The 20,973-nt window shown below is 68.8% G+C and carries 24 protein-coding genes and 9 pseudogenes; 19 read left to right on the top strand and 14 right to left on the bottom strand.

Annotation, left to right across the window (positions count from 1 at the left end; all coding sequences use genetic code 11):
- Positions 1-5: 5 nt before the first annotated feature.
- Positions 6-1,266, bottom strand: a pseudogene (locus G7085_RS16410) (M18 family aminopeptidase).
- Between G7085_RS16410 and G7085_RS32965 the strand changes: the two are divergent.
- Positions 1,241-1,894, top strand: a pseudogene (locus G7085_RS32965) (PadR family transcriptional regulator); the annotation flags it as partial. The pseudogenes G7085_RS16410 and G7085_RS32965 overlap by 26 nt on opposite strands.
- A gap of 41 nt (positions 1,895-1,935) precedes the next feature.
- Positions 1,936-2,109, top strand: coding sequence for a hypothetical protein (locus G7085_RS32960; protein ID WP_331716055.1), 174 nt, complete (start codon positions 1,936-1,938; stop codon positions 2,107-2,109).
- A gap of 107 nt (positions 2,110-2,216) precedes the next feature.
- Here G7085_RS32960 and G7085_RS16400 read toward each other — a convergent pair whose 3' ends face one another.
- Positions 2,217-3,068 (bottom strand): hypothetical protein, encoded by an 852-nt coding sequence (locus G7085_RS16400; RefSeq protein WP_197511770.1) that lies wholly within the window; start codon positions 3,066-3,068, stop codon positions 2,217-2,219.
- A 278-nt stretch (positions 3,069-3,346) separates the two neighbouring features.
- Here G7085_RS16400 and G7085_RS16395 point away from each other — a divergent pair, with 278 nt between their 5' ends.
- A complete protein-coding gene (locus G7085_RS16395) occupies positions 3,347-3,829 on the top strand; it encodes a hypothetical protein (RefSeq protein WP_197511769.1) in 483 nt (160 codons plus the stop codon).
- Positions 3,830-3,876: 47 nt separating this feature from the next.
- Here the strand turns inward: G7085_RS16395 and tpx are convergent, their stop codons facing one another.
- The 4 genes and pseudogenes from tpx to G7085_RS35355 all read right to left on the bottom strand — a co-directional run.
- Positions 3,877-4,374 (bottom strand): thiol peroxidase, encoded by a 498-nt coding sequence (gene tpx, locus G7085_RS16390; protein ID WP_197511768.1) that lies wholly within the window; start codon positions 4,372-4,374, stop codon positions 3,877-3,879.
- Positions 4,375-4,432: 58 nt separating this feature from the next.
- Positions 4,433-5,360, bottom strand: a pseudogene (gene ygfZ, locus G7085_RS16385) (CAF17-like 4Fe-4S cluster assembly/insertion protein YgfZ).
- Positions 5,360-5,590, bottom strand: a complete 231-nt coding sequence (locus tag G7085_RS30870; RefSeq protein ID WP_331715740.1) for an FABP family protein — start codon at positions 5,588-5,590, stop codon at positions 5,360-5,362. The pseudogene ygfZ and the gene G7085_RS30870 overlap by 1 nt, the downstream one beginning before the upstream one ends.
- A gap of 169 nt (positions 5,591-5,759) precedes the next feature.
- A pseudogene (locus G7085_RS35355) lies at positions 5,760-5,843 on the bottom strand (FABP family protein); the annotation flags it as partial.
- 103 nt (positions 5,844-5,946) lie between these two features.
- On the opposite strand from G7085_RS35355, the pseudogene dtd reads away from it, so the two are divergent.
- A pseudogene (gene dtd / locus G7085_RS16370) lies at positions 5,947-6,446 on the top strand (D-aminoacyl-tRNA deacylase).
- Between the two features lie 3 nt (positions 6,447-6,449).
- On the opposite strand, the gene G7085_RS16365 reads toward dtd, so the two are convergent.
- Positions 6,450-6,788, bottom strand: coding sequence for a hypothetical protein (locus tag G7085_RS16365; RefSeq protein ID WP_231979617.1), 339 nt, complete (start codon positions 6,786-6,788; stop codon positions 6,450-6,452).
- 503 nt (positions 6,789-7,291) lie between these two features.
- Between G7085_RS16365 and G7085_RS35350 the strand changes: the two are divergent.
- From G7085_RS35350 to pstB, 14 genes and pseudogenes are all read left to right on the top strand, one after another.
- Positions 7,292-7,525, top strand: a pseudogene (locus G7085_RS35350) (hypothetical protein); the annotation flags it as partial.
- 76 nt (positions 7,526-7,601) lie between these two features.
- A pseudogene (locus tag G7085_RS35345) lies at positions 7,602-7,754 on the top strand (DNA-binding response regulator); the annotation flags it as partial.
- Between the two features lie 176 nt (positions 7,755-7,930).
- On the top strand, positions 7,931-8,062 hold the full coding sequence (locus G7085_RS30865; RefSeq protein ID WP_269452266.1) for a hypothetical protein: 132 nt from the start codon (positions 7,931-7,933) through the stop codon (positions 8,060-8,062).
- 16 nt (positions 8,063-8,078) lie between these two features.
- Positions 8,079-8,474: a GNAT family N-acetyltransferase gene (locus G7085_RS16355; RefSeq protein ID WP_197511766.1), complete on the top strand. Its 396-nt coding sequence runs from the start codon at positions 8,079-8,081 to the stop codon at positions 8,472-8,474.
- A complete protein-coding gene (locus tag G7085_RS16350; protein ID WP_197511765.1) occupies positions 8,396-8,650 on the top strand; it encodes a GNAT family N-acetyltransferase in 255 nt (84 codons plus the stop codon). The genes G7085_RS16355 and G7085_RS16350 overlap by 79 nt, the downstream gene beginning before the upstream one ends.
- Positions 8,629-8,784, top strand: coding sequence for a hypothetical protein (locus tag G7085_RS32950; protein ID WP_331715738.1), 156 nt, complete (start codon positions 8,629-8,631; stop codon positions 8,782-8,784). Before G7085_RS16350 ends, G7085_RS32950 begins: the two co-directional genes overlap by 22 nt.
- Positions 8,781-10,864: pseudogene (locus G7085_RS16345) on the top strand (RNA degradosome polyphosphate kinase). Before G7085_RS32950 ends, G7085_RS16345 begins: the two are co-directional and overlap by 4 nt.
- Positions 10,861-11,739 (top strand): NUDIX hydrolase, encoded by an 879-nt coding sequence (locus G7085_RS16340; protein ID WP_197511764.1) that lies wholly within the window; start codon positions 10,861-10,863, stop codon positions 11,737-11,739. Before G7085_RS16345 ends, G7085_RS16340 begins: the two are co-directional and overlap by 4 nt.
- Before the next feature lie 187 nt (positions 11,740-11,926).
- On the top strand, positions 11,927-12,334 hold the full coding sequence (locus tag G7085_RS30860) for a PstS family phosphate ABC transporter substrate-binding protein (RefSeq protein WP_331716015.1): 408 nt from the start codon (positions 11,927-11,929) through the stop codon (positions 12,332-12,334).
- Positions 12,247-12,870, top strand: a complete 624-nt coding sequence (locus G7085_RS16335; RefSeq protein WP_331715737.1) for an extracellular solute-binding protein — start codon at positions 12,247-12,249, stop codon at positions 12,868-12,870. The genes G7085_RS30860 and G7085_RS16335 overlap by 88 nt, the downstream gene beginning before the upstream one ends.
- Entirely contained in the window at positions 12,867-12,995 is a 129-nt protein-coding gene (locus G7085_RS30855) for a hypothetical protein (RefSeq protein ID WP_269451895.1), read from the top strand. The genes G7085_RS16335 and G7085_RS30855 overlap by 4 nt, the downstream gene beginning before the upstream one ends.
- 247 nt (positions 12,996-13,242) lie before the next feature.
- Positions 13,243-14,094: a phosphate ABC transporter permease subunit PstC gene (gene pstC, locus G7085_RS16330; RefSeq protein WP_456300400.1), complete on the top strand. Its 852-nt coding sequence runs from the start codon at positions 13,243-13,245 to the stop codon at positions 14,092-14,094.
- Complete coding sequence (gene pstA / locus G7085_RS16325; RefSeq protein ID WP_197511763.1) at positions 14,094-15,173, top strand: phosphate ABC transporter permease PstA; 1,080 nt, start codon at positions 14,094-14,096, stop codon at positions 15,171-15,173. The genes pstC and pstA overlap by 1 nt, the downstream gene beginning before the upstream one ends.
- A 19-nt stretch (positions 15,174-15,192) precedes the next feature.
- The gene (gene pstB / locus G7085_RS16320) at positions 15,193-15,972 is read left to right on the top strand and encodes a phosphate ABC transporter ATP-binding protein PstB (RefSeq protein ID WP_197511762.1); all 780 of its coding nucleotides are present in this window, start codon (positions 15,193-15,195) and stop codon (positions 15,970-15,972) included.
- Positions 15,973-16,104: 132 nt separating this feature from the next.
- On the opposite strand, the gene G7085_RS16315 is transcribed toward pstB, so the two are convergent.
- From G7085_RS16315 to G7085_RS16305, 3 genes and pseudogenes are all read right to left on the bottom strand, one after another.
- Positions 16,105-16,788 carry a glycoside hydrolase family 3 protein gene (locus G7085_RS16315; RefSeq protein WP_197511761.1) on the bottom strand — a complete coding sequence of 228 codons (684 nt, stop codon included), beginning with the start codon at positions 16,786-16,788 and terminating at the stop codon, positions 16,105-16,107.
- Positions 16,789-16,952: 164 nt separating this feature from the next.
- Positions 16,953-17,120, bottom strand: a complete 168-nt coding sequence (locus G7085_RS16310; protein WP_197511760.1) for a hypothetical protein — start codon at positions 17,118-17,120, stop codon at positions 16,953-16,955.
- Positions 17,121-17,313: 193 nt separating this feature from the next.
- A pseudogene (locus G7085_RS16305) lies at positions 17,314-18,716 on the bottom strand (mycothione reductase).
- A 93-nt stretch (positions 18,717-18,809) separates the two neighbouring features.
- Between G7085_RS16305 and G7085_RS16300 the strand changes: the two are divergent.
- A complete protein-coding gene (locus G7085_RS16300; protein WP_197511759.1) occupies positions 18,810-19,580 on the top strand; it encodes an SDR family NAD(P)-dependent oxidoreductase in 771 nt (256 codons plus the stop codon).
- Here the strand turns inward: G7085_RS16300 and G7085_RS16295 are convergent.
- From G7085_RS16295 to G7085_RS16280, 4 genes are read right to left on the bottom strand one after another with little or no spacing between them, the layout of a single operon-like run.
- On the bottom strand, positions 19,573-19,872 hold the full coding sequence (locus tag G7085_RS16295; RefSeq protein WP_197511758.1) for a Gmad2 immunoglobulin-like domain-containing protein: 300 nt from the start codon (positions 19,870-19,872) through the stop codon (positions 19,573-19,575). The two genes, G7085_RS16300 and G7085_RS16295, sit on opposite strands and share 8 nt — an antisense overlap.
- Positions 19,872-20,093, bottom strand: a complete 222-nt coding sequence (locus G7085_RS16290; RefSeq protein ID WP_197511757.1) for a hypothetical protein — start codon at positions 20,091-20,093, stop codon at positions 19,872-19,874. Before G7085_RS16290 ends, G7085_RS16295 begins: the two co-directional genes overlap by 1 nt.
- Positions 20,069-20,431: a hypothetical protein gene (locus G7085_RS16285; protein ID WP_197511756.1), complete on the bottom strand. Its 363-nt coding sequence runs from the start codon at positions 20,429-20,431 to the stop codon at positions 20,069-20,071. Before G7085_RS16285 ends, G7085_RS16290 begins: the two co-directional genes overlap by 25 nt.
- A 35-nt stretch (positions 20,432-20,466) precedes the next feature.
- Positions 20,467-20,940, bottom strand: a complete 474-nt coding sequence (locus G7085_RS16280) for a hypothetical protein (protein ID WP_197511755.1) — start codon at positions 20,938-20,940, stop codon at positions 20,467-20,469.
- Positions 20,941-20,973 lie beyond the last annotated feature (33 nt).

Genomic DNA, 20,973 nt, shown 5'->3' with positions numbered 1-20,973 from the left:
GGGGCTCAGTCGGCCCAGTAGGCGCCCATCGCGCGCGCAAGGAACCACGGGTCCTCGACGCCGCAGAGCTCGCGGGCCGAATGCATGCTCAGCAGGCCGGCGCCGACGTCCACCGTGGTGATCCCGAGCCGCGTCGCCGTGATCGGCCCGATGGTCGACCCGCAGGGGACGGCGTTGTTCGACACGAACGGCTGGGTCGGCACCCCGGCCGCGTCGCAGGCCCGCAGCCAGATCGCGGCGCCGACACCGTCGGTGGCGTAGCGCTGGTTGGCGTTGATCTTCAGCAGCGGGCCCCTGTTCGGCAGCGGCTGGTTCATGGGGTCGTGGTGGCCGGGGTAGTTCGGGTGGACGACGTGGCCGCAGTCGGCGGAGATGCAGCTCGATCTGGCGAACATCGCCCTCGTCGCGTCGAGCCCCAGCCCGTAGCCGGCGGCGATGCGCTCCAGCACGTCCTGCAGCAGCGGGCCGCCCGCGCCCGTGGTGGTGTCGGAGCCCACCTCCTCATGGTCGAAGGCCGCGAACACGGACACGACATCGCCCACCTCGAGACCCTCGATCGCGGTGAGCGCGGCGTGCGTGCTGAGGAGGTTGTCGAGCCTCGCCGCGGCGAGGAACTCGCGCTCCACCCCGATCACGGAGGGGCGCTGGGTGTCGAACAGGGTCAGATCGTGGAAGGCGACATCGGAGGGCGCCAGCCCCGCAAGCGCGCAGAGATACTCGATCAGCGGCTGCTTGAGGTCGATGGCGAGGATCGGCTGCGTGCTGCTCTGCCGGTCGAGTTTCAGCGCCTCGTTGGCGGTGCGGTCGAGGTGGATGGCGAGCTGCGGGATGCGGGCGATGGGGCCGGTGCGCACAAGGTGAGCCGCGCCGTCGCGGGTGACGATCCGGCCTGCGATGCCGAGGTCGCGGTCGAGCCAGGAGTTGATCAGCGGCCCACCGTAGATCTCGACGCCGAGCTGGGCCCAACCCGCGCTGCGGGCAGGTCGCCGGGCTTCACCTTGAAGGTCGGCGAGTCGGTATGGGTGCCGACGATCCGGAAGGCCGAGTCGTCACTGACGGCCTCGGGCGCCACCCAGGCGACGACGGCCCCGTCGCGCACCAGGAAGCGACGCCCCCGGGAGTGCCGAACGGGCGTGTGGGATCGACCTGCTCGAACCCGGCCAGCCGGAGCCGGGCCGCGACCTGGTCGGCGGCGTGGTAGCTGGTGGGCGAGGCGACGACGAAGTCGGCGAGGTCATCGATGTGGGCCTGGGCGGAGTCGAGCATGCCCCTCAGGCTAGCCCAGCCGTCCACCGGGCGGCCGGGGCGGGTCGCTCCCGGCCCGGGTAGCCTTCCCGCCCATCGGGCGCGAGGCCACCCCTCACACCCTTCACGGACGACGCATCGCGATATATCTTTGACATATCTCGATAGCACGCGCATACTGGTGGTGTCGGCGCCACAACGGCGCCGCGCAACACACGAGGAGATTCCAGATGGAACACCAGGATTTCGGACGGCGACGCCGTCCCGACATGCACAGCTCCGCCTTCGACGAGACGGGTGGCGGTGGCCACCGTCACGGTCGACGCGGAGGCCCCGGTTTCGGCCCCATGGGTCCGGGCTTCCCGGGTGGCCCGATGGGACCCGGCTTCCCCGGGTTTCCGGGAGGCCCCAGGGTGGCGGGCGACGGGCGAGGCGCGGTGACGTCCGACTGGCCGCGCTGCTCCTGATCGCCGAGGAGCCCCGCAACGGCTACCAGATCATCCAGGAGCTCGAGAGCCGCACCGAGGGTCGCTGGAGGCCGAGCCCGGGCGCGATCTACCCGGCACTGAGCCAGCTCGAGGACGAGGGGCTGATCAGACCCGTCGACGCCGCGACAGGCAAGGCATTCGAGATCACCGACGCAGGCAGCGCGGAGGCGGAGCGACTCGCTCAGCAGCCGGCCCCTGGGACGTGCCGGAGGGTGAGGAGCGGAGCCCCGCACACGCCCTCATGCACGGCTTCGGCCAGCTCGGCCAGGCGGTCGGGGCGGTTGCCCAGACCGGCAATGAGGAGGCCATCGCCAAGGCGACTGCGGAACTCGAGGCGCTCAGGCGCCGGATCTACCAGCTGCTGGCCGAGTCGTGATCAGCAGCGCCTCGCGCGCGAGATTGCGTCGGGCAGCCGCCTCCCACGAGGCAAGCCCGAGGGGCGTGCGGAAGATCTCCGCACGCCCTCGAGCGTTCGGATGAACCTCAGCCTGAGCAGCCGCCACGCGTCATCGTCGACGTCGGGCCGCTCGGCGCGCACCGCGACGGCGTTGGCCAGGTAGACGTCCCACTCCGACGCCAGGGCCGCGAGGTCGGCGTCGCTGATCCGAGCTCCCGCCTCGTCGCCCGGGACGGGATCGTGCGCGGCCGTGACGAGCACCAGCCTCGCCACCTCATCCACCTCAGACGCCCGAGCGTGCCGCCGAGCAGTTCGCGGGCGAGTTCCGCCGAGGCCAACTCGTCGGCAGGCGACGTGGACGTATGGACGGCGTCGTGGAACCAGAACGCGATCCGTTCGAGCGGCCCACCCCGAGCAGGTCCAGCATGGCGAGGCCGTGTCGCAGGTGTGGCTCCGCGTGGTATCGACGGTGTCCCTCGCGCCAGCGGAGCATCAGCTCGGCCTCGACCTCGGACGGCAGGGCACTCACCACGCCCGCACACCCCAGTAGGCGGCCCCGCCCACAGACCGGCCCAGAGCAGCGAAGCGAAGGTGCCGATGATGAACAGTTCACCCTTCCGGGAGGCTGGTTCACTCGTCGCCAGCTCGGCGTAGCGTCCGAGGCCCTTCACGGCCAGCACCATGGCGATCCCGGCGGGGAACCCGCTCACGATGCACGCATAGACGGCCAGCCGCTCCAGCATTCCCACCCAGCGCCCGCCGGGCAGCTCGCGCTGGGTCTCCACCAGGCCGAGGTTCCGGCGGGCGATCTGGATGTCGTCGACGGGCGGCCTTCCCGCCTCGTCGATGCGGGCGAGGACCAGCCTGATGACGGGGTTGCCCCAGGTAGCGAGCACCCCACCCACGACCACGATGAGTGACTTCAGCAGCAGATCCACGGGCGTCACGCTACACGGCGACTCCGACGTCGTCCCGGTCGCGAGCAAACGCCATCGGAAGGCTCGGGCTACATTCCAGACAAATTAAGTATTGTTCTTCATCGACGGGGTTTGTAGATACTCTCTTCACATGAATGACGAACGGACCGTCGTGGCGCTCCTGGTCGACCTCGTGGCGTCACGCTCCCAGGATCGCGCCCACCTCCACCGTGCGGTCCTCGAGGCGACCGAGACACTGAACCACCGCGTCGCATCCGTCGACCCCCTCCGCCCAACGGTTGGCGACGAACTCCAGGGCGTCTACCGCACGCTCGGCGGGCCCTGGAGGCGGCCTTCACGCTCCGGCTGGCGCTGGCCCCCGCTGGGAGGCGCGTTTCGGCATCGGGGGCGGCGGCCTCAGGGTCATCGACGCCGCGCGCGGGATCCAGGACGGTTCCGCATGGTGGCGCGCCCGGGAGGCCATCGACTGGGTCGGTTCCCAGTCGCAACGCAAGGGCTATGCCAGCGCCCGCACCGCCATCCGCGACGAGCGGCCCGCGGCAACGCCGCAGGCCGACGCCATGGCGCGCCTCGTCGACGCCCACCTGGCGCGGCTGCGCGACGGGGCGACCCGCTCGCTCGCCGGTCTCTGGGAGGGGCTCGACAACGCGGAGGTGGCCGAGCGGGAGTCCATCACCGCCTCGGCGAACTCGCAGCGGGTGCTCGGGAACGATCTGCGCCCGCTGCACGACGCGATGCTCGCGCTGACGACCCTCCCCTGAGAAGCGGAAGGACCCGCCGGGGCGGGTCCTTCCGTACGGGTCTCGGCTCAGGAGAGCGCGGCCAGCGCGGCCTCGTAGTCGGGTTCGGTGGTGATCTCGGGCACCTGCTCGGTGTAGACGACCTTGCCCTCACCGTCGATGACGACGACGGAGCGCGACAGGAGGCCCGCCAGCGGGCCGTCGGTCATCGTGACGCCGTAGGTCTCGCCGAAGTCGGTGCGGAAGTCGGAGGAGACGATGACGTTGTCGATTCCCTCGGCTCCGCAGAAGCGGTTGAGAGCGAACGGCAGGTCACGCGAGATGCACAGCACGGTGGTTCCCTCGAGCCCGGCGGCCTTCTCGTTGAACGTGCGCACGCTCATGGCGCACACACCCGTGTCGACCGACGGGAAAATGTTGAGCACCAGATTCTGGCCTGCGAAGTCGGACGACTTCACGGGCGCGAGGTCGGTGCCGGTGACCTCGAAGTCGGGTGCGACCGAGCCGTTGACGGGCAGGTCGCCGATGGAGTTGACGGGGTTTCCCTTGAATGCAATCTGAGCCATGCCCCGATCCTCCCCGATCCCCGGGGAGTTTTCCAGGCTGTCCGCCGATGGCTGAGGGTTATCCGAGCAGCGGCCGAACGTGGAGGCCGACGTCGGGATCGACCAGTGCCTCCTGGGCGGCGGCGATGTCCCCGATGAGCAGTTCGGCATCGACGGGGACGTTGCGCTTGATCAACCCGAGCGCGATCGGTCCCAGTTCGTGGTGCCGCGCCGCCGATCCGACGAACCCGACCCTGCGCCCGGCCGACGTGATCTCCGCCCCTCCACGGGGAGCTCGGACATCGAGCCGTCCAGGTGCAGCAGCACGAGGCGCCGCGGCGGCCTCCCGAGCGTGTGCACGCGGGCCACCGTCTCCTGGCCGCGGTAGCAGCCCTTGTCCAGGTGGGTGCCGACGAGCCCGATCTCGTTGGGAATGGTCTTGAAGTCGGTGTCGACGAAGATCCTGGGGACACCTGCGGCGATCCGCATCGCGTCGAACGCCCAGGTCCCGACAGTGCCCTCGAGTTCGGCCTCGACCGGTGCGAAAACCTCGGTGCCGCCCAGTTCACTGTCGCGGACGCGCCACTGTGCCGGCAGCTGCACGCGGTGACCGACCCAGGCGAGGCGTAGATCGTCGCGTCGGGCAACCTCGACCCGCATCGCGAACCGCATGGAGTCGAGGAACGCGGTCAGAGCCTCCCGCGCCCCGGCTCGGTCCACGCCAGGAAGCTGATGCCGTCGTCGACACCGTGCAGCACGTGCTCGATGTGGCCGGTCGGCGAGAGGATGAGCGCGGTGGTCGCCTGCCCGGCGGGCAGGGCGGACAGGTGCTGCGTGGTGATGGAGTGCAGCCAGGCCAGCCGGTCCGCGCCGGTGATCTCGACGATCTCGCGGGTGCGCAGGTCGACGATCCCGTCGCCGGCCTCGAGCGACCTGGCCTCCTGGACGGGGTTGCCGTAGTGCCAGGCGAGGCCCGCGTCGCGACCCTCCTCGATGATGACGGGCATCAGACGCGCTTCAGCCGGGCCCACATGTGGGGCCTGAGGGCGTGCTCGGCCGTGGACCGGTCGAGCGCGTACATGAGGTCGCCTTCGACCTTGCCGTAGAGCCGCTGTCCGGCGGTGTGGGTCACCTCGGCACCCTCGGCGCGCACGACGGCGTCGGTGCGCAGGTCGATGCGCGTCACCTGGATCTTGCCGACCAGCAGCTCGGTCCAGCCGTCGGAGTTGGCGAGCACCACCTCGAGCGTCGCGTCCGGCTTGGCGTGCCAGAACCCGTCTCCATGCCCATCGGCGTCGGGTCTGCACCCTCCTCGCCGAGCAGAAACGCCTGCGCGGCGTAGTAGAGGTAGTCACCCCGTTGTGCTTGAACTCGACGCGCTGCTCGAACTCGAAGTCCTTGCCCTCGTGGTCGACGCCGTTACCGGTGCCCTCCCAGCGGCCGACGAGCCAGCCGAGCGCGGTGAGTTCGGGGTTGAGACCCTCGGGCACCTCGATTTCGATGTTCACTGCTCACTCCTAAAGCTTCCGTAGCAGCGACCACATCAGGGCGGCAAGGGCGATCAACGCGATCGCGCTGGTCAGCACAGCGGCGATGATCAACACCCAGACGAGGACGCTCATGGCCGTCAGTATACGAAGACGCCACAATGGGGCCATGCGTGTCGTTGTGACGAGGGTCAGTTCCGCTTCGGTGAAGGTCGACGGCGAGGTGATCGCCGAACTGGAGAGGCCGGGGCTGCTCGTGCTCGCGGGCGTCGGGCACGACGACACCGGCGCGGACGCCGCCGCACTGGCGAGGAAGATCTGGGGCCTGCGCATCCTCGACGATGAGCTCTCCGCGAGCGATGTCGATGCCCCGCTGCTGGTGGTGAGCCAGTTCACGCTCTACGCCTCGACCAGGAAGGGTCGTCGGCCCGGGTGGAGCAGGGCGGCCCCGGCCCGGTGGGCGAGCCCCTCGTGGAGGAGCTCTGCACCAACCTCGAGTCGCTCGGGGCGACGGTGGGCCGCGGCCGGTTCGGCGCCCATATGGAGGTCGCCTCCGTCAACGACGGCCCGATCACCATCCTGATCGACACACACGACTGGGACTGACCGCTACCCGGTGGTCAGGAACTCCAGGGACGTCACCGACACGGCGTCGACCATCTCGTTCTGCTGTCCAGGCTCGGTGGCGGCCTCCACCGTCATCGTCACGGTCGAGGTGTCGATCGCGGGGAACCGCACCTCCTGGTAGCCGCGGTTGTTGGCGGCGAGCCCCTGGACGAAGAATGAGCCGTCCGCGAACTGCCACCGGATGCTGAGCAGTCGACGCTCCGCTGCGTACCGACCGGTCCAGGCGGTGTTGCCGTTGATGAGCCGCACCCCCACCAGGGTGGTGGCGGGCGCGAAGGTGAACGTGACCGACTCCCCACCCCGTCGCCCCTGCAACGCCATATCGTGTCGGGCGAGTCGTCGATGAGGGCATCGGGGGTGTCCCGGGTGCCCTGACTGCGGCACCTTCCCTCGGCCGTCGCGGCCCGGGCGAGTTGGACGGCGCCGTCGTAGGGCGCGAAGTTGTCGACAGCACTCGGCTGGGGAGTCGGGGTATCGGACGGCGTCACGATCGCCGGCACGTCCGGCGTGAAGATCAGCAGCCGCCCGACAACGAAGGCCGTTGCGAGCGCCACCACCAGGATCAGAACCAGAAGGCGCGGCATGATGCCCTCGGACGCTGGCTGCGCGAGGGTCAGTTCCTCAGGGCGGGCCTCAGCCGGGGCGACAGGGGTCTCCTCGACGCCCACGTCCTCCGACTCGCTCGCCCGCTTCCGGAAGTACTCGTCCGGGACACGGGGTGCCATGGCCGCCATGCTACAAGCCGGTCCACAGCGCCGTCTGCGCACCGGGCTCCCGTGGTTTGCCCGTTAACATGTTGCACAGCCGCGAAGGAGGATTCACCTATGAGTGCAGTCATCTTCGTCTCCGGGGTCGAACCTCCGGAGGAACTGGCGCTCCTGAGCCACACGGTCACCAGGGTGCCCTCCGCCGCCCAGGCCCTGCTCGAGATTGAGGCCGCCGATGTCATCATCGTGGACGGCCGCACCGAACTGTCCGGCGCCCGGTCCGCCTGCCACAGCCTCTCGCAGGCCGGCGGCACCCCGATCCTGCTGATCGTCGCAGTGTCGGGGCTCGCCGTCCTCAGCCCGAGTGGGGTTCAACGACTTCGTGGCCACCGGCTCCGAGCCCGCAGAGCTGGATGCCCGGCTGCGGATGCTGACGCGCGCCAACGCAGATCCCGACGTGTTGACCGCCGGCCCCATCCGGGTCGACGGCGCCGCCTACTCGGCGTCCGTCGACGGCGAGCCGCTCGACCTGACGTACACCGAGTTCGAGCTGCTGCGCTATCTGATGCAGCACCCGGGCCGGGTGCTGTCGCGCGAGACCCTCGTCAGCCAGGTGTGGGGCTATGACTACTACGGGGCACCCGGACGGTGGATGTCCACGTGCGCCGTCTTCGGGCTAAGCTCGGCCAGTTCGACCACTACATCGGTACTGTGCGGAACGTCGGTTACCGCTTCGCCAGTACCGGGAGGCCCACCGTGCTGGTTAATCTGACCACCCTCACCCCGAAGATGCGCGACGCATTCCTGCGCCTCGCCGCGGCCGTCGAGGAGTTCGACGGGATCTCCCCATCAACGAGTCCGCCTCGATGGGATCGACGGGATCCGTGATGCCGACTTCTTCTTCATGGGGCTGCGCTCCGACCCGTACGGGTTCGTCGTGTGCGACGAGCGTGACCACACCCTCCAGGTGTGTGTGCATCCTGACCACCGCAAGGACGGCGTCGCCTACCAGCTCCTCACCGAGGCGCTGGGAAGTTACCCGGACTACACGATCTGGGCGTTCGGCACGCTGCCCGGGACCCACGAACTGGCGGCCCAGCTGCGCCTCGAGCCGGTGCGCGAGCTCTACCGGATGGAGCGCGCGCTCGATGCCCCGACCGGCCCCGAACCGACCGCTGACGGCTACACGATCGCCCCCTACACCCCGCCGACCGGGAGGCCGTGGTCGCCGTCAACGCCGCCGCCTTCGTCCACCATCCCGAGCAGGGGCGGCTCACCGTCGACGAGTTCGACGACCTGACGCGGCAGTCGTGGTTCGACCCGGCGGGCCTCCTCGTCGCGAAGCGGGACGCAACGGTGGCCGGCTTCCACTGGACGAAGCGGCACGGCGGAGGGCTCGGCGAGGTCTACGTGATGGCCGTCGCCCCGACCACGAAGGTAAGGGTCTCGGGAGGGTGCTGCTTGAAAGAGGCCTAAACCACCTGTTCTACTCTGGTGACACCCGCGTGCAGCTGTACGTGGAGGGTGGCCAGGAGCGCGTCGTGAAGATGTACCGGAACGCGGGCTTCGAGGTCGCCCAGATCGACACCAGTTTCTCCAGGAGGCGATGACAGTGACCCAGCCACCGCTCCCCGCGGACCGCTACCTCGACAGGGAGTTGTCGTGGCTCGCCTTCAACAAGCGGGTCCTCGACCAGGCCTGCGACGCGGAGCGCGTGCCGCTGATCGAGCGGGCGAAGTTCCTGGCGATCTTCGCGTCCAACCTCGACGAGTTCTTCATGGTCCGCATCGCCGGCCTGAAGCGGCGCATCGCCGCCGGTGTCGCCGTCCCCACCCCCGCGGGCAAGATGCCGGGTGAGCTCCACAACGAACTGCTCGAACGGGTCGCCGAGTTGGTGGCGGAGCAGTCGCGCGTGTTCCACGAGGACGTCCGCCCCGCTCTCGCAACCGAGGGCATCGAGATCCTCGACTGGGATCAGCTGACGGCCGCCGAGAAGGACCGGATGCGGGCGTTCTTCGCCGAACGCATCTTCCCCGTGCTGACGCCGCTGGCGGTCGACCCGTCTCATCCCTTCCCCTACATCTCGGGCCTCTCCCTGTCGCTGGCCGTCCTGCTGCGTAACCCGACCACCGGCACGAGGCAGTTCGCGCGGGTGAAGGTGCCGCCACTCCTGTCGCGGCTCGTGAAACTTGCCGAGGGTCGCTTCGTGCCGCTCGAGGAGATCATCTCCCGCCACCTCGGGCAACTGTTCACGGGCATGCAGGTCCAGTCGTACACGACGTTCCGCGTCACCCGGAACGAGGACATCGAGGTCGAGGAGGACGACGCCGAGAACCTCCTCTTCGCCCTGGAGCGCGAGTTGCTGCGCCGCAAGGTCGGCAGGCCGCCGGTACGTCTCGAGGTAGAGGAGAGCATCGACGAGGAGATGCTCGCCATGCTCATGACCGAGTTGGACGTCACCGAGAACGAGGTGTTCCGGCTCCGCGCCCCGCTCGACCTGACCGCGCTGATGGCCCTGAGCGACTCGCGCCGCGAGGACCTGAAGTACCCCAACTTCCTGCCGATCACCCACCCCGACCTCGCACAGGTTGAGTCCTCCCGCCCGGCAGACATGTTCAAGGCCCTCAAGGTGCGCGATGTCCTCGTCCAGCATCCGTACGACTCGTTCGCCACGTCGGTTCAGCGCTTCATCGAGCAGGCGGCGGCCGACCCCGCGGTTCTGGCCATCAAGCAGACCCTGTACCGCACGTCGGGCGACTCGCCCATCGTCGACGCCCTGATCGAGGCGGCGCAGGCGGGCAAGCAGGTGCTCGCCATCGTCGAGATCAAGGCCCGCTTCGACGAGCAGAACAACATCGGCTGGGCGCGCAAGCTCGAGCAGTACGGCGTCCACGTCGTCTACGGCATGCTCGGCCTGAAGACGCACTGCAAGCTCGCGCTGGTGGTGCGGGAGGAGGGTGACGGCCTGCGCCGCTACGCGCACATCGGGACGGGCAACTACAACCCGAAGACGGCCCGCATGTACGAGGACATGGGGCTGCTCACGTCCAACCCCATCATCACCGACGACATCGCGCGGCTGTTCAACCACCTGTCCGGTATGACACAGGAGACGAACTACCGCCGCCTGCTCGTGGCCCCGCACGGCATCCGCGACGGCCTGATCGGCCACATCGAAGACGAGATCGCCAACCACCAGGCGGGCCGACCCTCCGGCATCCGGATCAAGGTCAACTCCGTCGTCGACGAGGCGATCATCGACGCGCTGTACCGGGCATCCCAGGCCGGGGTGTCGGTCGACATGTGGATCCGCGGCATCTGCACGATCCGGCCCGGGGTCGAGGGCTGAGCGAGAACATCCGGGTCCGCTCCGTCCTCGGCCGGTTCCTCGAACACTCCCGCGTGTTCTGGTTCGCCGGCGGCGGAAAACCTGTCGTCGGGATCGGGTCGTCCGATCTGATGCACCGCAACCTGGACCGTCGCGTCGAGGCCATCGTCCAACTGTCGCATCCGGCACACATCACGCAGATCGAGAACCTGTTCGAGCAGGCGTTCTCCCCGGACACCGTCCACTGGGAGTTGCTCGACTCCGAGTGGACCGCACACACCCACGGTGCGGAAGGCAACCAGCTGACCGACCTTCAGGAGTCCCTCATCCAGCAGACCGCGGCGCGGCGTTCCTCCCGATGATGAGCAGGACCGTCAAGATCCGGGCCGCCGGAGCCGTCGTGCTGCGCGGTGAGCACCTCGACGACATCGAGGTGCTGGCGATCCACCGCCCACGCTACGACGACTGGTCACTGCCCAAGGGCAAGGGCAAGACCGACGAGTTGTCGCCCCACACTGCGGTGCGCGAGGTGCTCGAGGAGACCGGCTACCGGGTCCGGCTCGGGCTGCGGCTGCCGTCGATGCGCTATCAGGTGTCCAAGGGCCCCAAGAAGGTGGAGTACTGGCGCGCCGAGGTCGTCGAGGAACTCCCCTTCGAGCCGAACGACGAGGTCGACAAGGTCCGGTGGCTCTCCCTTGACAAGGCCATGCGCAAGCTCACCTACGCCGACGAGCGCAGGGCGCTGTCCGCGGCGCTGCTGAAGCCGCCGACGATCCCGCTGATCCTGGTGCGCCACGGCAAGGCGATGCTCCGCAAGGACTGGAGCGGCCCCGATCAGGAGCGCCGACTGACCGCCCGCGGCCGGAGGCAGTCCGAGATGCTGACCCAACTGCTCAGCGCGTACGGTGTGGAGGACCTCGTGTCGTCGTCGTCGACGAGGTGCACCCAGACACTCGCCCCGTACTCGGCGTTCCACGGGATCCCGGTGCGGACCGCGGACGTGCTCACGGAGGAGGTCGGCACGATCCGGCCCAAGGATGTACGGCGCTACACCGCCAAGCTGATGCGCACGCTGAGCGTTCCGACGGCCATCTGCGGGCACCGCCCGGTCATTCCTTCGATGTTCGAGGGGCTCGGTCTGGAACCACGCCCGATGGTGGTCGGCGAGGCGATCGTGATCCACCGCGACGCAGACGGCGAACGGGTCGCCGTCGAGGTGCACAAGCCCACTGCCTGAGGCGCGACACCAAAGCTCGCCACCCGTTCACCTTCTGTTCACCCAGGACTGACGATCGCGTTACCTTCCGCGCATAGCGTCCGTTGCGAAGCCGGTACTTTCCGGCACGGCCCACCGGGCCCGACTCTCACCGCTTCGGAAGGCACTCCCCGAATGAAGATTCGTCTCACCGCCGCCGCAGGAATCTCTGCCGCGCTGCTCCTCTCGGCGTGCGCCGCCAACGAGATCACCCCTGCTCCGGCCGACTCCGGCTCCGCCTCGGCCCCGCCGGCGACACCCCTCAGCCAACCTTGAGGGCACCCTGTCGGGTAAGGGAGCCTCCTCGGCAAAGGTCGCGCAGGAGACCTGGACCGCCCAGTTCCAGATGGCGAACCCCAACGTGACCATCAACTACTCCCCCGACGGCTCCGGCGCGGGCCGTGAGGCCTTCATGGGCGGTGGCGCCGACTTCGCCGGTTCCGACCGTGCGCTGAAGGTCGACGAGAATGTGGCCGGAGCCTTCGCCGGGTGCACCCCCGGGTCGACCGCGCTCGACCTCCCGATCTACATCTCCCCATCGCCGTCATCTTCAACATCGAGGGCGTCACCGAGCTGAACCTCACGCCTGAGGTGCTCGCCAAGGTCTTCCGCGGAGACATCGCCAGCTGGAACGACCCGGCCATCGCCGCCCTCAACCCGGGCGTCACGTTCCCGGACCAGGCCATCACGCCGGTGCACCGCTCCGACGAGTCGGGCACCACCGAGAACTTCACCGACTACCTCGCGGTCGCCGCAGAGGGCGTCTGGACCGACGAGAAGTCGCAGGAGTGGCCGATCGACGGCGGCGAGGCTGCCAAGGGCACCTCCGGCGTCGTCGCGGCCGTCACCGGCGGCAGGGGCACGATCGGCTACGCCGACGCCTCGCAGGCCGGCACCGCGGCGGTCGCCAAGATCGGCCCAGAGGGCAGGTTCGAGGCACCGACCGAGGAGGCCGCGGCCGCCGCCGTCGAGAACTCCCCCTCGAGGAGGGGCGCGCCGAGGGCGACATCGCCATCAAGCTCGACCGCTTGGCCGAGGGCTACCCGATCGTGCTCGTGTCCTACGCCATCGCCTGCGCCGAGTACCAGGACAGCGCCAAGGCCGAGCTCGTGAAGGGTTACCTCGGCTACATCGCCTCGGAGGAGGGCCAGCAGGCGGCCGCCTCGTCGGCCGGCTCCGCTCCGCTGTCCGCGACGCTCCGCGACCAGGTGACCGCCGCCGTCGCTTCGATCAAGTGACCCGGATCACGTAATCTGAAACCGCCTTGCCGCGCCGACGCGTCCACTCTTTCCGGGTGGGCGCGTCGAGCCGGGTCAGGGACCGGGCCCCGTAGCCTCATCAGGAGAACTGCTCAATGACCACCGACACCACCGGGACGGACCTTTCGGGCCCATCCACGGCCCCGAATCGCTGCGTCGGAACCCACGGAGCTTCGGCGACGCGCTGTTCAAGGGCGTCACGACGGGCTCCGGCACCGTCATCCTCGTGATCCTCGCCGCGGTGGCGACGTTCCTGGTCGTGCTGTCGATGCCCGCCCTCGTCTCACCCACCGATGACCTTCCATACGGCGCTTTCTGGTCATGGGTGCTGCCCTACGCGGCGGGCACCGTCTGGGCCGCCGCGCTCGCGATGCTCTTCGCGGTTCCGGTGGCCATCGGAGTCGCGCTCTTCATCACCCACTACGCGCCCCGGAGGCTCGCCCAGAGCCTCGGCTACGTGATCGACCTGCTGGCGGCCGTCCCATCAGTCGTCTTCGGCCTCTGGGGCATCAACGTGCTGGCACCGATGGTGCAGCCCCTGTACGCCTGGCTGAACGCGACGTTCGGCAACGTCCCGGTGCTGTCGATCTTCTTCGGCGGTCAGGTGTCGGGAACCGGCCGCACCATCCTCACCGTCGCCCTCGTGCTCGCCGTGATGGTGCTGCCCATCATCACGGCGGTGTCGCGCGAAGTGTTCCTCCAGACACCCCGGCTGCACGAGGAGGCGTCCCTCGCTCTGGGCGCCACCCGCTGGGAGATGATCCGCCAGGCCGTGCTGCCGTTCGGTACCCCCGGCATCGTGTCCGCGTGCATGCTCGGCCTCGGCCGGGCGCTCGGCGAGACGATGGCCGTTGCGATGGTGTTGTCCCCCGGCAACGGCTTCCACCTCAAACTGCTCACCTCGTCGAACCCGAACTCGATCGCCGCGAACATCGCGCTGCAGTTCCCTGAGGCCTACGGGCTCGGCAGGAACCAGCTGATCGCATCGGGCCTCGTCCTGTTCGTGATCACCCTCATCGTCAACATGGCTGCCCGCGCGATCGTCGCGCGGCGCGCCGAGTTCTCTGGAGCCAACTGATGCACGGCACGATCGCGTCCACCCAGAAACCGCGCAACATCCTGACATCGGCGCAGCTGCCGAAGTACGCGACGCTCGCAATGCTCGTCGGATCGCTCGCCGTCACGTTCGGGATCCTGTCCCTGTTCGGGATCACATCACCGGCAGCTGGCATCATCATCGGCGCGGCCGTCTACCTCGTCGGCCACTACGCCCTGTCCGCCGCGGTCGAGGGGCCCCGCAAGGCGAAGGACCGGCTCGCCCGCAACGTCGTGACCGGCTTCTTCATCCTCGCCCTCTTCCCGCTGTTCTCCGTCATCCTGGGCACGCTCTCCAAGGGTCTCGCCCGGTTCGACGGCGAGTTCTTCAACTCGTCGATGCGCAACATCGTCGGTGAGGGCGGCGGCGCGGTGCACGCCATCTGGGGCACGCTGATCATCACCGGCCTCGCCACCCTGATCTCCGTACCCATCGGCATCCTCGCCGCCATCTTCCTGGTCGAGTACAGCGGCAGCGCCCGCATGACTCTCCTGGCCCGGGTGATCCGCTTCTTCGTCGACGTGATGACGGGCATCCCGTCGATCGTGGCCGGCCTCTTCGCCTACACGATCTTCTCCATCGTGCTCGGCCCCGGCACCAACAACGGCATCTCGGGCGCCGCAGCCCTCTCCGTCCTGATGATCCCAACCGTGGTGCGATCGACCGAGGAGATGCTGCGGCTCGTTCCCAACGAGCTCCGCGAGGCCTCCTACGCCCTCGGCGTGCCGAAGTACCGCACGATCCTGCGGATCGTCCTGCCGACGTCGGTGGCGGGCATCGTCACCGGCGTCGTGCTCGGCATTGCGCGGGTCATCGGCGAGACGGCACCGCTGCTGGTGACCGCCGGCATCACAGCATCGATGAACCTCAACCCGCTCTCGAACCCGATGGCGACGCTGCCGGTGTTCGTCTACTACGAATACACGACGCCCGGCGCCGACCCGATGCCCTACATCGACCGCGCGTGGAGCGGCGCGCTCACCCTCATCATCATCGTCATGGGACTGAACCTGATCGGGCGCCTGATCGCCTGGAAGTTCGCTCCCAAGGCCGGCCGCTGACCCACGAAAAGGAAAAGCAATGTCCAAGCGCATCGAGATCCAGGATCTCAACATCTTCTACGGCAAGTTCCACGCCGTGAAGGACGTCAACATGGTCATCGAGCCCCGCTCCGTCACGGCGTTCATCGGCTCCTCCGGCTGCGGCAAGTCGACCGTGCTGCGGTCGCTCAACAGGATGCACGAGGTCATCCCCGGCGCCTACTGCACCGGCAACGTCCTCCTCGACGGCGTCGACCTGTACGACAGCGGCGTCGACCCCGTGCGGGTGCGGCGCCAGGTCGGCATGGTGTTCCAGCGACCCAACCCGTTCCCCACGAAGAGCATCAAGGAGAACGTGCTGGCCGGCGTGCGGCTGAATAACGCCCGTATCTCCCGCTCCGAGGCCGACGAGATCGTAGAGCGGTCGCTGCGCGGCGCCAACCTGTGGAACGAGGTCAAGGACCGCCTCGAACGCCCCGGCTCCGGCCTCTCCGGCGGCCAGCAGCAGCGTCTGTGCATCGCCCGCGCCATTGCGGTCGCTCCCGACGTGCTTCTGATGGATGAGCCGTGCTCCGCGCTCGACCCGATCTCGACGCTCGCGATCGAGGACCTCATCAAGGAACTCAAGGAGACCTACACGGTCGTGATCGTGACGCACAACATGCAGCAGGCGGCCCGCGTGTCCGACCAGACCGCGTTCTTCAACCTGAAGCAGCACGGCCAGCCGGGCGAACTGATCGAGATCGGCTCCACCGAGAAGATCTTCCACAACCCGGACCAGAAGGCCACCGAAGACTACATCACCGGCCGCTTCGGCTGAGTCGGCCTCCCCGTCGACACCTGCCCTGCTGAGGACACCTGCCGTCGAGCCGACACCTGCCAGACACGCGGCACCTGCCGCACAAGCCGGGTGGCGGGGTCCGGGGTGGGATCGATCGGAGGGTCGGTGGTGTCAGCCGCAGCTGAGCAGCCCCGCCGACTCCTTCAACTCCAGCACCCGGGCCGTGGACTCCGTGACCCGCGCGGCGAACCCGTCGTCCTCAGCGACCCGCTCGAGTGTCGCCTCGACCATCCCACCCATCAGGCTCGGATCGGCGTTGATCGCGATGTCACCGCCAGCGGCGATGAACTTCACGCCACGCTGGGACGGTTCGATGTCGGCGACGGCCTTGGCGGCGCCCAGATCATCGGCGATCACGATGCCGTCGAAGCCGAAACCGCCCCGCAGCAGTTCCGTGATCACCTTCCCGCTGAACACTCCCGGATTGTCCTTGTCGATCAGCGTGAAGATGGCCGAGGACACCATGACCGAGTCGACGCCCGCGTCGATCGCGGCCCGGAACGGCTCCAACGTGGGGCTGTCAGCCGTCACCTCGGTGTCGAGTGCGACGCCGAAGTCGGTGTTTGTCTCCACCTGCCCGAGGCCGGGGAAGTGCTTCACGGAGGTCCGCACCCCGGCCTCGTGCATCCCGGCGATGAACTCCTGCACCTTCGCGCCGACCATGTCGGGGTCTGAGCCGAAGTCGCGCTTCAGCTGGCCGATAGGGGCGTTGGTGGCGCGTCGGTCCTCGGGGACCACGTCGCCGACGGGCGCCAGGTCGTAGAGGACGCCCGCGCCGTGCAGTTCCTGCCCCACGTCTCAGCCTCGCGCGTCAGCTCTCCGGGGCGAGCAGACCCTGGTCGCGGGCTGCGGGCATCCGGGTGAACCCCGGCCCTGCAGCCGCTGCACCGAGCCACCCTCCTGATCGACCGAGACAAGGAGCGGGAGCTCGGCCGGGCCGAGGCTGCCGAGCTCCGCGGTCAACATCCTGATGGCCCCTGCCCGGCCGTGGAGTTGCCGAGGAGGACGACCGAGCCCACCGAGTTGTCCCTGATGGCGGCGCGGGTCGTCTCGTCGAGGCCGCCGGTCGAGACCCCCAGCATGTAGAGCTGGCCGACCCGCTGCGCATCGGTGAGCGACTCCGCCATCGCGAGGCAGGCATCGATCTCCGGGGTCGGCGACGGCGACGGAGACGGGGGTGCGCTCGGCTGGCCGCCCGGCCCCGTCGCGGTCGCGGTGGAGGTACCGGGTGGCTGGATCCGGCCGTCGTTCAGGGGCAGTTCGGGGCGCAGGCGACGAGCCCTGCGACGGCGACGGTGGCCGCGAGCCCCGTCCGGAGTCTCATCCCTGCAGTTCGGCCGGCTTGTGGGCGGCCATCAGTGCGAGCAGGGCGTTCTCGATGACCTCCGGGAGCGCCGGGTGGATCCAGTACTGGCCCCGGGCAAGGTCGGGCACCTTCTGCCCGAAGGTCATCGCCTGGACGAGGGGCTGGATCAGGGTCGATGCCTGCGGCCCGATGATGTGGGCACCCAGGATGTGCCAGGTGCCTGGTGCGGCGAGGAGCTTGACGAAGTGACCCTCATCCTCGAGCGCCCACCCGTAGGCCACGTCGGCGTACTGCTGGGTCGCGGACACGTAGGGTGTCCCCCACTCCCGGAGCTGTTCCTCCGTCGCCCCCACGGATGCCACCTGCGGGTTGCTGAACACGGCCTGCGGCACGTAACGGTGATCGGTCTCGACGAGGTCGTCCGGATGGAGCAGGTTGTGCTGCACCGTGCGGGTCTCCGCGTTGGCGACATGCTTGAGCAGGTAGTCAGATGACACGTCACCCATCGCCCACACGCCGGGTGTGGTGGTGCGCTGCCGGGAGTCGACCCTGATCTGGCCGCCGTCACGCGTCTCGATACCCGCGGCATCCAGGTTCAGTGCCTCCGAGTTGCGGACACGTCCGACGGCGAGCAGTAGCGCGTCTGCGAAGTACTCGTACTCGACGCCCGTGCGGTCGGTGGTGATCACGGTGATGCCCCTGCCGTCCTTCTCGACGGCAGCCAGGCTCTGGTTGAGCCGCAGCTGCACGCGGGAGGAGAGCTGCTCCTGGAAACGGGCGGCGATGTCCCTGTCGTAGCCACGCAGCAGGACGTCCGAGCGGTTGATGACGGTGACGTCGGTGCCGAGCCCGGAGAAGATGTGCGCGAACTCGGCTGCGACGTAGCCACCGCCGACGATCACGAGCCGCTTCGGCTGCTCGTCGGCGCGCATGATGTCGTCGGAGGTGTAGACGAGGTCGCCCACCTCGTCGAGGCCGGGGATGTCGAGCCGACGGGGCTGGAGCCGGTGGCGATCACGATGTGGTCGGCGCTGATCTCGTCGTCCCCGACGCGCAGCGTCTTCGGGCCGGTGAAGGACGCCTCGCCGTGGAACACCGTCACGTTGCCGGAGCGCTCGCGCCAGTCGAGCCCGCCGGCGGAGATGGGGTCGATACGGCCGAAGATGCGGTCGCGGATGGCGGACCAGTCGGCGCCCTGGAACCTCAGGTCGACGCCCAGGCGCTGGGCCTCGGGCGCGCTGGCGCCCAGATCGGCGGGTAGCACGAACATCTTGGTGGGGATGCAGCCACGGTTGAGGCAGGTGCCGCCGAAGATGGGGTCGCGCTCGATCAGGGCGACGTTCCAGTCGGCAAACCGCTCGTCGATCAGCGAGTTCCCGGATCCGGAGCCGATGACGGCGAGGTCGAAATGCTGCATGGGGTCATTGTGTCACGCTCCCTCACCGGTCCGACGGCATGCGACGGCATGCGACGGCGAGCCGCCTCCCCGGTCAGCGCATAAGGTTGGCCCATGAGCAGAACCTGGGCCGTTGTCACCGGAGCGTCGAGCGGGCTCGGCGTCGCATTCGCCGAACGGATCGCCTCCGAGGGAGTCAATGTGGTCCTGAGCGCCCGCAGCGCCGACCGTCTGGACGCCCTCGGCGCCGACCTCCGTTCCCGCTACGGCGTCGAGACGGCCACCGTCGCCGTCGACCTCGGCGTCCGGGAGCAGCGCGACGTCCTGATCGAGGTGATGGCGGACAAGCCTCTGTCCTACCTGGTCAACAACGCCGGCTTCGGCACCATCGGCGAGTTCGTCGATGCCGATCCCGACCGGATCTTCGACGAGCTCAACCTGAACGTGGTGGCGCTGACGAAACTGTCGCGCGCCGCCGTGCCCGGGATGGTGGCCCGTGGTCATGGTGCCATCATCAACGTCGCCTCGACGGCCGCGTTCCAGCCGCTACCCACGATGGCCGTCTACGCGGCCTCGAAGTCGTACGTCCTCAACTTCAGCATCGCCCTGTGGGAGGAGTTGCGAACCACAGGGGTGCGCGCCATGGCCATCTGCCCCGGCCCCACCGATACCGAGTTCTTCCAGAAGGCCGGCGACGACAACGTGCTCGCGAGGCGGCGCACCCCGCAGCAGGTGGTCGACACGACGTTCAGGACCCTGGGGCAGCACCGCCCCTACGCCATCGACGGTGCCAGGAATTCTGCCCTCGCCTTCGCAAACCGCTTCGCTCCCGCGTGGTTCCAGGCGAAGGCAGCGCGCTTCCTGGCATCGCCAGGGGTCAACTGACCTCGAAGGTCTTCGTCTCGGTCGTGGCGGAGGGCAACGCATCCGCCGGACGGGCGCTCACCTCGTACTTGCCGGGTGGCAGTTCCGCGCTGAGGCCCCAAGCGAGCCACCCGTCCGGATTCACGGCCGTTGACGTCTGCGCGTGCTCCTCCGCGATCACCCTGCCGCTGTCGGTGTCGGTGATCCGGATGAGCGGATCGCCGTGTTCGGGCTTGACCACACCGGTGATCATGACCGCTCCGTCGGTCAGACGGGCGAGATTCCTGGGCGCCGTGATCCACACCGTGGGCATCAGGTCGAGATCACCGCGCCGGAAGCCGTCCAGGTTGACGAACGCCGGGGCGGGGTGCCTCCGTCGGACAGGAACCGGATGCTGAGCTCCGGATCCGCGACGAGGTCGGTGATGGTGTAGACCATCTGGTTGCGGGCGAGCTCCGAGGCCCTCTCCCCCTCAAGGTCGGCGTACGCCTCGGGTGAGAGGTCGACGATCAGGGACCCGCCGGACTGTTCCACGCCGAGCACCTGCCCGGCATTCCACATGGACATGTAGTCGGGGTCGGCCGGGGCACCGTGAGGATGGCCTCGACGGCGGAACGCACCAGATCGCCCGACGATGCGAGGTCTCGCTGCTCCCGGTACAGCGCATGGTCCTGGCGCCCCACGTAGTAGATGGGGATGCCACGCACCTGAGCCGGCATCGAGCGTGACGCCGTCGGCCTCGCCACCGGTCCCTGCGTCGGATTCACAGGTTCCGTGGGAGCGACTGCGGGTCGGGTCAGTGCCGCGAGCACCAGCCCGAGGAGCAACGCCACAAGCGTGAGCGCCACCACCGTCCTCGCCCCGATCCGCATCTGCCCGGGCTCCCCCAACTGGGCGAGTTCGGCCCTCAGCGTCTCCGTGCCGGGTGCCTGGACAGTGCGGGCGGCGGCGCGGAGCGCCGCGGTGACCTCCTGCGACAGCGCCTCGAGCCCGCCGGCGGTGACTCGCCGTCGTCGACGTTGGCCCGGAGTGCCTTCCGCACAATCTCGAGCTTCTGGTTGCTCCCACGCAACGACATCCGCATGACGCCGGCGAGCTCGGGCCCGAACACTCCCAGGTAGTGGCTCACCACCACCAGCTCCGACATGCGTGACGGGAGCACCGACAGCTGCCGGAGCAACTCGTTCTGGCGCGGGTCCTCGACGGCGGGTAGGGCGATCGACTGCTGGGGTGGGCGGACGGCGCGAGCCGCGTGGACCACGTGCTCCTGCAGGAACTCGATGCGTTCGGCGGGGTCGATGATGCGGTGGCTTCGGCGGTGCAGGGTCAGGAGGGCGCCGCGGACGATGCGACCCGACTGTTCCTCGGCTCCGAGCAGCACGGCAAGCCGGTGCAGGGTAGCCCCTGCTCCTCG

Source organism: Tessaracoccus coleopterorum, assembly GCF_011174705.1.
In the GTDB taxonomy this organism is placed as follows: domain Bacteria; phylum Actinomycetota; class Actinomycetes; order Propionibacteriales; family Propionibacteriaceae; genus Arachnia; species Arachnia coleopterorum.
This window is presented reverse-complemented; position numbering and strand designations above follow the sequence as displayed.